Raw genomic sequence first — 12377 nt, forward strand, 5'->3', positions numbered from 1 at the left:
TTAAAAAAGTAGATTATGCAAACACTCCTGCCGCTGGATGGTGGGCCCATTTACGCCGAAACCGACCTTACCGCCTTTATTTCAGAACCTTGGAATGCCTTCTCTTCGCTTGCCATTGCTTTGCCTTCAATCTATTGGGCATTCAAACTCAAGTGGGATGTGAAGAACTTCTCATTTCTCTATTTTCTAATGCCTCTCCTTTTTCTGGGCGGTGTAGGCAGCCTGCTCTACCATGCATTTAGAACCTCCCGTTTTCTTCTTTGGATGGATGTGCTCCCCACAGCAATCGTCACCTTATCGGTGAGTGTTTATTTCTGGGACAGAATTCTACCGCGTAGATGGCAAGTAGCCAGTGTTATCCTTCCTTTTGCCTTCATTCGTTATGCTATTTTCGATAGCTACAGTGGACAGCTTGCGCTGAATCTCAACTATCTCGCTACTGGGTTTCTGATTTTCTTTCCCATCTTTTTCTATCTTCTAAAGACCCGATTAAAATATTATAAAGTGATCCTGTTTTCGATGATCTATTTATCGCTGAGTCTGGTATTCCGCAGAATAGATTTTACAGCAGCCGAGTTTTTGCCGATGGGCTCACATTTTTTGTGGCACATTATTAGTGGTTTTGGGGCGTTCTATTTAGCGAAATATCTTTACCTTATTCGCAAAGACGAATTGACACACAATCTCTAAACACCCAATCTCTTATCCATGAAAATTGCCATTTATTTTTTGAGTCTGATCTGGCTGATGCCAATCGCATCAGACACTCAAACATCGCTTAGCGATGAGGAAATCAAAGTTATTTTGGAACGACACAACTACTGGCGAGCTGACGTAGGTGTCACAGAAAAACTCGAGTGGTCTGAAGAGATGGCAGAACTCGCCGCAGATTGGGCGCTACAGCTCAAACAAAAAAATTGTGGTTGGGAACATCGACCCGACAATAAGTTTGGAGAAAACCTCTTCAAGGGTACTGCAGGTGCTTTTGATGCTGCATATGTAGTGGATGCATGGGCCAGCGAAAAGGCCGACTACAACTATAACAGAAACAAGTGTAAGCCTGGTAAAATGTGCGGCCACTACACTCAGATGGTCTGGAAAACCACCAAGAAGGTAGGCTGTGCCAAAATCGAATGCGATGGCATGGACATCTGGGTGTGCAACTATGACCCGCCAGGCAATTGGGTGGGTGAGAAACCTTATTGAGGGGGAAAATTCAAGGTTGACTGATTACTGATTTATTAGATGCTAGATGCATGCAGATGCTTAGCATGCCTAAGATCGCTTCAAAGTACACGAATTGTATACTCGTATCTTTTGCCAATCAAAGGGGTGAGTGACACTTTTGAAGTAATGACATACATGAGCAAGCGAAAGCCAGCTCACCTGTGAGCAGGCCCCATTCCGAACGTATCAAATGGGGCTTTTTAGTTTTTACCCTCCCACATAAAAAACAGTAATTCTTCTTCATCCGAAGCATCCTTAGCCGGAAGACTTTTCATAAAAAATGGTGCATATGCAACCTTCTACAGACTATATTGTCTCTAATAAAAAAACACGCAAAGAAATGAAGACTTTTATAACCTTACTACTCTCAGTTGCTTTGTCTCTTCCGGTACTCAGCCAGAAAAGAACAGTGGATGTTGGAAGCTTTTCTGAATTGTCGCTAGGCATCTCAGGTACTGTATACCTAAGACAAGGATCCAGCGATAAAGTAGAGATTGAATGTGACGATGACATATTCGATGAAATTGAATTTGAAAAAAGAGGCGACAGACTTGTGATCAAGAAAGAAGGCAACTGGAGCTGGGGCAATGGATGGAGACGATCTGAAGTGGACATCTACGTGACCATGCAAAACATAGAAGGGCTTTCAGTGAGCGGAAGTGGGCTGATCGAAGGCAAAGGACAACTGCAAACCGAAGATATTGAGCTTTCTGTGAGCGGATCAGGGAGCATGGAATTGGACGTAGCAAGTGATGAAATGGAATTGCGCATATCAGGGTCGGGAAGTATCCGACTGAATGGTACCGCCGAAGAAGCTGAAGCCAGAATAAGCGGATCAGGTAGAGTAAAAGCTGAAGATTTAACGGTGAAAGTATTCTCTGCAAGAATCAGCGGATCTGGCAGCTGCTACATTACTGCCACAGAAGAGGTAGACGCTAGCATCTCTGGTAGCGGCAGTGTATACTACGCTGGCAATCCTAATAGAATAAATAGCAATTCTTCCGGGAGTGGCAAAATAAGAAAGCTGTGATTTAAAATAAGAAACAAAACTTTCAAACGCTGAATGTTAGAATTAAGCCCGAGAAATCGGGCTTTTTTTTATTTCAAGTCCCGATTGATTCTATCTGAAACAATGAGGCTAAGGCATACGAACGCAAAGAACATGAAGAACCCCGTATTTAATTCGGATCTATTAGTGGTCAATATCTGCAAAGAATCCGAGATTTTTTCAAGTTGGTTCAATTGCTCTGATAGTATGCTTGAAAACCCGATGTAAGCCATGAAGATCGCAACGACTAAGACATCTGCCATGGACCATTTTCCAGACTTGAATACAAAAAATCGTATGACCCTGGAATGATTTTCACGCTTATTTATCAGAAAACTAAAGCACGCAATGATCTTGGCCATTGGGAACAACACGCTGAAAGACAGGACTAAAAAACCTACCGCTACAACATCAATCTGTCCTTGAGAAAGCATCAAACCAACAACTTCCAGTATGCTCTTACTTTTGAAGTAAAGTATCTGATTTTGAAACCCAATATGCTCATCTAACACAACCAAATCAAACTCGGTTATTCGAGCGTCGATATCTATCATGGGTAGAAATAACCCCAAAGACAATAAAGCAACACAAGCGATCAAGGCAGTCATCAGCTCCGCTTTTAAGCGCTCTCCTTTGCTAACTAAGATGATCAGCATCAGGCTCAATACACTGATGTATATGCCGACCTTATATGCCCACGCACTCTCTGAGGAGGTCTGCAACTGTACCGATAGTTGCTCTGCGGCTTCTGTGACTGAGTTTTGTTCGTATTTGAGTAATATTCGATTACGTTCAGTGTAGTCTACCTGCGCAAAAGTTTCATCAGCATATTGATCTATTTTAAGTTTGATGAACGCTTTTATTTTAGCTCTCGTCTCGGGCTTCTCTAGATCATTGACAATACTTTTCGCAAGCGCAGGTACATTCCCTCTGATATCATCAAAGACATTGAGGCCGGATGCAAAAGCATTTTTGAAAAAACCACGGACGGAAGAATACTGTTGACTTTTAATGGTTATCTCCAGGTAATCCACTCCCTGGTACAAAAAGGATTCAATCTTTTCAATCAGCTCCTTCTTATTCTTTGGATCAAACTGAAACTCATCAATCTTATTGGCTACTATCTCAGCTATTTTTTCTTTCCAAACATCTATATTGAAAATGCCATACTTCGCTTTAGAAACTTCAATAAAATCTGCTTTGAGAACACGCCTGGATTGCTCGCTTCGAACCAGAAATACAGAAGCAGTCAATATGGCCAGTGTAAAAAAAATGGATAAGACTTTTGACTTCATGACAATGTGCGGGTTCCTTCAAAAGTATTTATTGGAACGGTATAATAAAAAAGCCAGACCTAGGCCTGGCTCATCATACATAATTAATTATGCTTATTTCTTATAAATCTTTCCTTCTTTCATCACAAATCGCACATCCCTCATCACTTCTATGTCGTTCAGAGGATTACCAGCGACTCATTTCTTTCAATCGATTTCAAACGCATAAAGCAGTAGACAAAACGTGCACACTGTAGAATCTGTCGTATCACGCCAATGATATTATCATGCGTTCAATGATACATTTGGACATTATCAAATGATAATACCCAAATAGCTCCATCATATTTCCATTCCGCTTTTAATAAAGGTGCGGCAATTAGGCTAGCATCAAATAACTGAAATATGATACAGAAGATTCTATTCATCATTTACTCCGCCGCTGCGTTCTTAATAAACGCCCAAACCCCCTTAAAGATCGAATACGAGACCTTAACCATTGAGGAGGAGTCTAGATTAAACTTTTTGCCCTATGAAGATGGAGCTTTTACCATGCCAATGCATGCCAAAGTATTGGAAATACCTGGCTACCGTTCCGTTGAATCATCATTCAGAGGTGGTGACTTTATCAACACTAATTTCGGGGCGCGAATTAAGAGTTCTGGCCGCAACGATAATCATGGAGGGGTAGACATCAACTCAACTCAGGTGGTAGTACAAGATGATGGGAGTCTGGTGCACCACGGGAGAGGTGGTGACGATGGTTCGCTTCCCAACCTTTACTGCATGTGCGATGGCACTGTAGAGTTCGTAGATAATGATACTGGTGCCAGTAATGGTTTAAAAAAAGTATTGATCAAATGTGATCGAACATTTCAGGGTCAAGGTGAGGGATGGGGAAATATATATATTGAATATCTGCACATTTCTTCAACGCCATGGGCCAATGAAGGTGATGAAGATGATATCGAAGAAACTATTTCAGAAGGCGATCTTGTGGCCGTCATGGGAAGCACTGGAGCTGGCAGCTATGTTCACTTGCATCTGGATGTTGCCTACTGCCCTGAAGATAAAGATTGCAGCGCTGGTTCTAACCTCATTGAAGTGCATCCCATGCGCCTGTTTAGTCCTGAAATGGCTCCACACGTCATCACCCACCTTCAGCAAGGAGGTGTCTTTGTGGAAAGGCTTGATTTTTCTACCACTGCCGGTACCGCACTTTTCCGTGTATCTACTTTGCCCAATCAAACAGGCATACTGGCCTTCAAAGCAAACTACAACGGTTCGCAGCACGCGACACATGATTTTGAAGAGACAGTCAATTTAGATGAAGGTGTAGGGGCTGGCGAAAGAGATAATCCGTGCGCTGTAGACAATATATGCGTTTGGTCAAATCCTTACAATCTATATAAAAGTGCCTATTTAAGATTCATAGAGGATTTTGAAGAAGATATGTATGATGATGGTAATTATCATGATCACGCAAAATTTCCAATCTTTGATTATTCAATGGAAGATGACTTCCCCTACAATCTACCAGTCAGATCTTTTGATGTAGAGGTTTCAGGACTGCTTTCTGGCTTTGATATCAATTTATTGGAACTGGAAATACATGACGTTTATGGTCATGTTGCAAAAGTAAATGCTGGAGGTGCAATAATAGAATCGATCAGCAATGGTAACTGGTCATCGGGAAGCAATTGGTCTGGTGGCTCTGTTCCGGAAGCGAGTGATCATGTCATCATTAATCATGAGATTGAATTAACTGGATCTGTAAATGCAGAGTCACTAACAGTTTCCTCTGGCTTAAATACAGATGCTACTCTTGCAATCAACGGTTCTGGAAACTCTCTTAACGTTGATTATCTGACTTTGATTGGTGAAAATGATGGTCAAAGTTCAATAGTTACAGTTTCGAATGGAGGAACAATTTCAGTAGCAAAAGATCTTACGATTAAAAGATTTAAAGAACCTACCTTGGTTTCCCTTGATGTTCAAGGCAATGAAAGTGTGTTGAATGTAACTGAGGATTTGATCTTTGAGGGTGACATTTACACAGGCATTGAAGGAGGCGGCTCTTCTGAATCCTTTATCAATATTGGTACTTCTATGGGTGGGGGTAATGCAGCAGTCACTATTGGCGGAGACCTCATTTTGAATAGAGGTGCGATGGCTTCAAGTGCAATGGGATTAAAAATGGGCATACCCTCTGGATCAAATGCTCCATCATTAAATATTGGCGGAAATTTAGAGATGACCTCAAATCGAAGAATATCTAACAGTTCCCTTCTCCTTGAAATGTATGCGAATAGTACGCTATCTATAGAAAACAAGCTAGTCCTAAACTTTGACCCAAGCATAGCCTCGGACAATCATGATGTACGCGTAGAATTACATGATTATGCCGAAATGACGGTAACCGATGAAACCAAATTATATTCAAGATTAGCTCCTGCTACCCACACATCAGGAACCGGAGATAATGAAATCCGCATATTTGATAAAAGTAAAGCAACGCTTGAAGGTGAAGTTTCGATTGAAATTCAAGATGCTTCCCTAGCAAAAAATATTATCAGTGTGCAGGATGAAAGTTGCCTCGAATTCAAAAATTCAATTGCATCATCAGGTGGGAATATTTCAAATACTTCTTTCTATGCCGGAGATGATCCAGATGACCAAACGATTGTGAAGTTTACGGGTAATGCGCCACAAATTATACCTGCACTCACGAACCCCTCCCCCGATGTTACAAGTGATTATGATGTATTAGAGATTAACAACACGAGCGGAGAAGAAATTTCTTTAATGAGTTCGATAGCTGTAAAAAACAAATTGCAAATTACAGATGGTGTTTTAGTAAACAATGCTATTACCATTGGCCCATCTGGTACGATAGATATTTCTGAAGAAAACTACATAGGTTCTTCAGTTGCAAAAGACATAAGCTTAAGTCATGATCCCTTCGTCTTGCCAATTGGAGCCGATGGAGTAAGAGCAGCAATTACTATAGATCCGTCCACCACTGGAAATTACCCAGTTCAAGCGAGCTACATAAGGGGCGTGCCAGCATCAGAAAAAGAAGAACCAATTGTAAATCTTGGATTTGGTTATTGGGTATTACTCAATTTTAATTCAGCTTCATTGCAGGCAAATTTTCATTGGGAATCTGCGTGTGAAGAGAACATTGAAGACCTGACTGAAGGTATAGGTCAAACGTTATTTATGACCAAACTAAGTAATCCTCCAAACCCGACTTGGCAACAGATAGCGGAAACTGAAATCGTGGATGGAAGCGAAGCTTGCAATGAAGAGGATATGGATACAGAGCAAGGGAGTCTTCGATTGACTATGCCCGCATCTGAGTATGGAGGGAGTTATAGTTTTGGCACAACCGATATAAATGCTAATCCTTTACCAGTCACACTTACCTATTTAAATGCGTCTAAGACAAAGAGGGGTGTACTCATATCCTGGGAAACGTTGAATGAACTTAATAGTTATTCTTTCATTATTCAACGTTCAACTAACGGACTTGACTATCAGTTAGTGGCAGAAATTCCTGCTGCCGGGAGGTCGAGTTCTCCCATATCTTATCTACATCTGGATAAGGAACCTAAAATAGGAGTATCCTTTTACCGACTGATGCAAATAGATGTGAATGGAGTATCAGAAATATATGGACCAAGGAGGGTTGAATTTGACAGAAAAGCTGATTTCACAAAAGTCTTTCCAACGGTGATATTTGCAAACGATCCATTGAGAATTACGCTTCAAGAATCTCCAAAAGAAAACATCCACATCAATATTCTTAATATCAATGGACAATTGGTCTATGAAAGATCATTCCTCATTGAAGAAGATGCTTCATTCCATGAAATAGAGGTGAGACCATCATTGAATGAAAAAGGAATATACATTGTCCAGATCAGGTTCAACCATCAAGAAATTTCAAAAAAAATTATTGTGAAGTAACTTCCAAATGAGGAGAAAGATCAACTCAACTCCAGAACGTTTTCTACTATTAGCTCTCCAACAATCGGAATATCAATTCTTATAAATCTTTCCTTCTTTCATCACAAATCGCACATCCTTCATTACTTCTATGTCGTCTAGAGGATTTCCCGGAACCGCTACAATATCCGCTAAAAAGCCTGCTTTTAAAGTACCCACTTCTTCACCTATGCCCAGCAAAGCAGCATTGTTTGAAGTAGCACATATGATGGTTTCTATAGCAGGCATACCTCCTTCTACCATGTAGGTAAACTCACGGGCGTTTTCGCCATGCTTAAATACACCAGCATCAGTACCAAAAGCAATTGGCACACCTTTTTTGTACGCTCTCGAAAAAGTTCCCTGAATTTTCGGGCCAATTACTCGTGCTTTCTCAGCAACTACTTTCGGGTAATAACCTGGCTTCTTAGCATTTTCAGCCACTTCCATTCCTGCGGTGATCGTTGGTACCAGGTAGGAATTTTTTTGAATCATGAGTTCCATCGTTGCATCACTCATGTAAGTCCCATGCTCAATGGTTTTCACACCATTGGCTACAGCACGTTGCATACCTTCATCTCCATGAGCATGTGCCGCCACATGAAACCCCAGGTCAGCAGCCGTTTCCACGATGGCTTTAATTTCATCTTCCTGAAAGTGTGCGCCTTTGCCGTCTTTCGCTACACTAAGCACTCCTCCTGTAGCAGTGATTTTTATTAAATCCGCTCCATTTTTATAGCGCTGACGCACCGCCTTCCTGGCATCATCAACTCCATTTACAACCCCATCCATTGGGCCAGGGTTGCCCATCAGGTCGCCCCGATATCCGTTGGTAGGGTCTGCATGACCTCCAGTAATGGCGAGACTCTTTTCTGCAGTAAAAATGCGTGGACCATCGATTATTCCTTTGGCAATGGCATCACGTAGTGAAACGTTTACACCACTTCCTCCTACATCTCTTACGGTAGTGAAACCAGCCATCAATGTACGCTTAGCAATATCAACAGAAGCGAATGCTTTGTCTGCTGGGTTGTCAGTAAATACTCGTATGTATCGGTCGGGGCTTGTTTCTCCTTCCATGTGCACATGCATATCTATCCAGCCAGGCATCACTGTATGACTTTTTAAATTCACGACTACATCACCCTCTTTGGGAGAAGTATATCCATTCTCTATAGAAGAGATTTGCTTTCCTTCTACGATGATCGACTGCTCTTTCTTCACCTTTTTAGATACTCCATCTATCAAAGTTCCTGCATGAATGATTGTTCGTTGTGCACAAAGTGACGTTACAACTGCCAGAGCAAATAAGGTTAGGGTTAGTTTTTTCATATTAATAGTAGCTTTTAGGTTATCACATGGAATTCATATGAGGGAGATTTACATTAATTTTTTGTATTTGATTCGCTTAGGCTCTTCATCACCCAGACGTTTCTTCCTATTTTCTTCATAGTCACTGAAGTTTCCTTCAAACCAGTAGGCTTGGGAGTCTCCTTCGAAAGCTAGTATATGGGTAGATATACGGTCAAGAAACCAACGATCGTGACTGATGACTACAGCACATCCCCCAAAGTTGTCGAGAGCCTCCTCAAGTGCTCGTAGCGTGTTTACATCCAAATCATTCGTGGGCTCATCGAGAAGAATAAGGTTTGCACCTCGTTTAAGTGTAAGCGCTAAATGCACACGGTTTCTTTCACCTCCAGAGAGCGCTCCTACTTTCTTCCCCTGGTCGTTTCCTGAGAAATTAAATTTACTCACGTAGGCGCGAGCGTTCATCTCACGTCCTCCCAAATCTATTATTTCATTGCCCTCAGAAATAACTTCGAACACTGTCTTGTCTGGGTCTAACTGGTCATGTTCCTGATCTACGTAGCTCATCACTACAGTCTCTCCCACTTCAAAACTTCCCTTATCAGGAGTCTCATTTCCCGTTATCATTTTAAAAAGTGTAGACTTACCCGCACCATTTGGGCCTATCACTCCGACAATCCCTCCTTGCGGTAAACTAAAGGACAAATCTTCATACAATAACTTATCTCCGTACCCTTTAGCCACGCCTGAAACCTCGATGACTTTAGCTCCCAATCGTGGGCCAGGAGGAATGTATAATTCAAGTTGTGTTTCTTTCTCTTTTGCCTCTTCACCAAGAAGTTTGTCATAAGCACTTAGACGAGCCTTGGCTTTGGCCTGTCGCCCCTTAGGACTCATGCGCACCCATTCCAGCTCTCTTTGCAAGGTCTTTTGTCTTTTCGATTCCTGCTTATCTTCTTTAGCCAACCTTTTTTCCTTCTGCTCCAACCAGCTACTGTAATTGCCCTTCCATGGGATCCCTTCTCCCCGGTCAAGCTCCAAAATCCAACCAGCAACATTGTCAAGGAAGTACCTGTCGTGAGTTACTGCTATCACCGTGCCCTCATATTGCTGTAAGTGTTGCTCCAGCCACAGCACCGACTCAGCATCCAGGTGGTTAGTAGGCTCATCCAATAGCAACACATCAGGCTGCTCCAATAGCAACCGGCACAGTGCAACTCTTCTTTTCTCCCCTCCTGATAGGTTTTTTATCAATGCATCTTCCGGAGGGGTACGCAACGCATCCATCGCTCGTTCAAGCTTATGATCAATTTCCCAAGCACCTGTAGCATCTAGCCTTTCCTGAATTTCCCCTTGCTTTTCAATGAGCTTGTTCATCTTATCAGGGTCTTCTAGTATCTCCGGTTCTGTGAATTTGGCATTCACTTCTTCGTACTCCTTAAGCAGGTCATTAATTTCCTTCACTCCTTCCCTCACAATTTCTATGACTGTCTTTTCAGGATCGAGTTCCGGCTCTTGCTCCAGCATTCCCACAGAAAATCCGGGGGAAAACACAACCTCACCCTGATAATCTGTATCTTTTCCTGCGATTATGCGAAGTAAAGAGGACTTACCAGCCCCATTGAGGCCCAATACTCCTATTTTTGCACCATAGAAAAATGATAAATAAATATTCTTAAGTACTTGTTTTTGCGGTGGGTGAATCTTGTTGACCCCCGACATGGAGAAGATGATCTTTTCGTCTGACATGCTTAAGTTTGATTAAGAAATCGAAGATACTACGCATTTAAGAATTACACTCACCTTGGATAGTATACAGGTACCATTTGGATTTATAAAAGACGGAAAGGTTTTTCAAAGCGGCTGGGGAGAATGCCCAGATAGAGAGATTGGAGAAGTCCGTGATGATAACGCAGAAAAGTCAGCTCTTTTTTTTCAAGAACGCTTTTCGGATATGGAAAAGAAAATCAATGAAGTCATTGAAAAGATCGATTCCACAGAAAACAAAGGATCATTTCTAATGAAGCTGGTGCATCTTAGAGAACACCTCCCTCAGCATGACGGATTGGGTGATTATCAAGAACTCCACGATAAGATCATGAAGTATGAATCTCTGGTGAGAGATATCATTCAAAAGAACAGGGTTCGCAATACGGAAATAAAAAATGCGCTATTAGAAGAAGCAAATGAAGCCGTTGAAATTATCAACTGGAAAGAAGCAACAGAAAAAGTAAATGACATTAAAGGTCGTTGGATTAAAACTGGAAGTGCCGAGGAAGACAAAAACACATCTCTGGAAGAAACTTTCTGGGAAAAAATTCAAGGTTTTTTTGACCGAAAGAAGCAATTCTTTGAAGATAAAGTAAAGCTAACAGAGCATCGAAAGCGCCAATACGATGAATTGGTAGAGGAAGCAAAAAAGCTAGCAGACATTCATGGTAAGGAACGGTTCACAAAAGTGAAAGAGCTGAAAGAGCAATGGAAGGAAATTGGGGGAATTCCAGCAGAATTGTATCTACCTTTAAATAGTGAGTTTAATCAACTGCTCAAGGGGAAAAAATTTGATCCTCAGGTAGACTATTCAGAGACAATTGGTGTCCTAGAGGCAATCAAAGGGGGTAAAGAGCCCTACAATAAAGAAGAGCTCACCAAGACCAAAAAAGAAATTTTCCGTGATCGAACAAAAAATCCGGATAAGTTTAAGTGCTTGGAACTCATCCAATTGTTAAATGAAAGAGAATTCGTCATTAAACTCTCTCATAAGAGGTTTCCGGACTTTGCAAAGTTAACCGGTGACAAAAAGAAAAGTATTCGAATTGGAATCATCCGAGATTTAGTATCCAGAGATGAGGAAGATTTAAAGACATACGAAGAGAATTCAGCTAATTTTTCTTCCAACGATGGAAAAATGAACAAGCTGGTTGAAAGTAAAATTAAAAGTCAAAAAAGGAAGATTGATGTGAAGCTCAAACTACTGGAATGGGTTGATTCTGGAGAATTTTGAAATTTATAGAAACTTTTTCTTGCGTTTTGGTGTAAGAAAATTACCTTTCGATGATTGAAAAAAATTGACTATGCGTGCATAAAGTATAATAATATATATTTGCGCGCATTATTAAAACAGGACTTATAAACTGAGGCTAGAATATGTATTGGACACTAGAACTTGCATCTTATTTAGAAGACGCCCCTTGGCCTGCCACCAAAGATGAATTGATAGATTTTTCTATCCGATCAGGAGCTCCGTTGGAAGTTGTAGAAAACTTGCAGGAACTTGAGGATGATGGACAGCCATTTGAAAATATTGAAGAAATTTGGCCAGATTACCCCACCAAAGAAGACTTCTTCTTTAATGAAGACGAATACTAGGTAATTTGACTTTAACACAAAGCATTGAAGCTTCAACCGAAAGGTTGAAGCTTTTTTTATGCTCAAGATTTAAGTCAAAGTTTATCTTTTGATAAAATACCCCGAAGAAGGTATTGCAACAATTTCTCCCAATCATTATGTTAGAAAATGATTTTCAC

General features: G+C 41.1%; 9 protein-coding genes. 6 read left to right on the plus strand and 3 right to left on the minus strand.

Going from position 1 to position 12377, the window contains the following annotated elements; translation table 11 throughout:
• Positions 1–15: 15 nt before the first annotated feature.
• From ABJF57_RS00985 to ABJF57_RS00995, 3 genes are all read left to right on the plus strand, one after another.
• Positions 16–690, plus strand: coding sequence for a hypothetical protein (locus tag ABJF57_RS00985; RefSeq protein WP_462235360.1), 675 nt, complete (start codon positions 16–18; stop codon positions 688–690).
• Between the two features lie 18 nt (positions 691–708).
• Entirely contained in the window at positions 709–1206 is a 498-nt protein-coding gene (locus ABJF57_RS00990) for a CAP domain-containing protein (protein ID WP_462235358.1), read from the plus strand.
• 361 nt (positions 1207–1567) lie between these two features.
• Positions 1568–2257 carry a head GIN domain-containing protein gene (locus ABJF57_RS00995; protein WP_462235356.1) on the plus strand — a complete coding sequence of 230 codons (690 nt, stop codon included), beginning with the start codon at positions 1568–1570 and terminating at the stop codon, positions 2255–2257.
• 68 nt (positions 2258–2325) lie between these two features.
• Here the strand turns inward: ABJF57_RS00995 and ABJF57_RS01000 are convergent, their stop codons facing one another.
• Positions 2326–3570, minus strand: a complete 1245-nt coding sequence (locus tag ABJF57_RS01000) for a paraquat-inducible protein A (protein ID WP_462235354.1) — start codon at positions 3568–3570, stop codon at positions 2326–2328.
• A 384-nt stretch (positions 3571–3954) separates the two neighbouring features.
• On the opposite strand from ABJF57_RS01000, the gene ABJF57_RS01005 reads away from it, so the two are divergent.
• The gene (locus ABJF57_RS01005; RefSeq protein ID WP_462235352.1) at positions 3955–7521 is read left to right on the plus strand and encodes a M23 family metallopeptidase; all 3567 of its coding nucleotides are present in this window, start codon (positions 3955–3957) and stop codon (positions 7519–7521) included.
• Positions 7522–7593: 72 nt separating this feature from the next.
• Here the strand turns inward: ABJF57_RS01005 and ABJF57_RS01010 are convergent, their stop codons facing one another.
• Both ABJF57_RS01010 and ettA read right to left on the minus strand, forming a co-directional pair.
• A complete protein-coding gene (locus ABJF57_RS01010; RefSeq protein ID WP_462235350.1) occupies positions 7594–8871 on the minus strand; it encodes a metal-dependent hydrolase family protein in 1278 nt (425 codons plus the stop codon).
• Positions 8872–8919: 48 nt separating this feature from the next.
• Complete coding sequence (ettA, locus tag ABJF57_RS01015; RefSeq protein WP_462235348.1) at positions 8920–10599, minus strand: energy-dependent translational throttle protein EttA; 1680 nt, start codon at positions 10597–10599, stop codon at positions 8920–8922.
• A 55-nt stretch (positions 10600–10654) separates the two neighbouring features.
• Here ettA and ABJF57_RS01020 point away from each other — a divergent pair, with 55 nt between their 5' ends.
• A complete protein-coding gene (locus ABJF57_RS01020; protein ID WP_462235346.1) occupies positions 10655–11854 on the plus strand; it encodes a DUF349 domain-containing protein in 1200 nt (399 codons plus the stop codon).
• Positions 11855–11997: 143 nt separating this feature from the next.
• Entirely contained in the window at positions 11998–12219 is a 222-nt protein-coding gene (locus tag ABJF57_RS01025) for a DUF2795 domain-containing protein (RefSeq protein ID WP_462235344.1), read from the plus strand.
• The last annotated feature ends 158 nt before the right edge of the window (positions 12220–12377 follow it).

The organism is Ekhidna sp., from assembly GCF_039940915.1.
In the GTDB taxonomy this organism is placed as follows: Bacteria; Bacteroidota; Bacteroidia; order Cytophagales; family Cyclobacteriaceae; genus Ekhidna.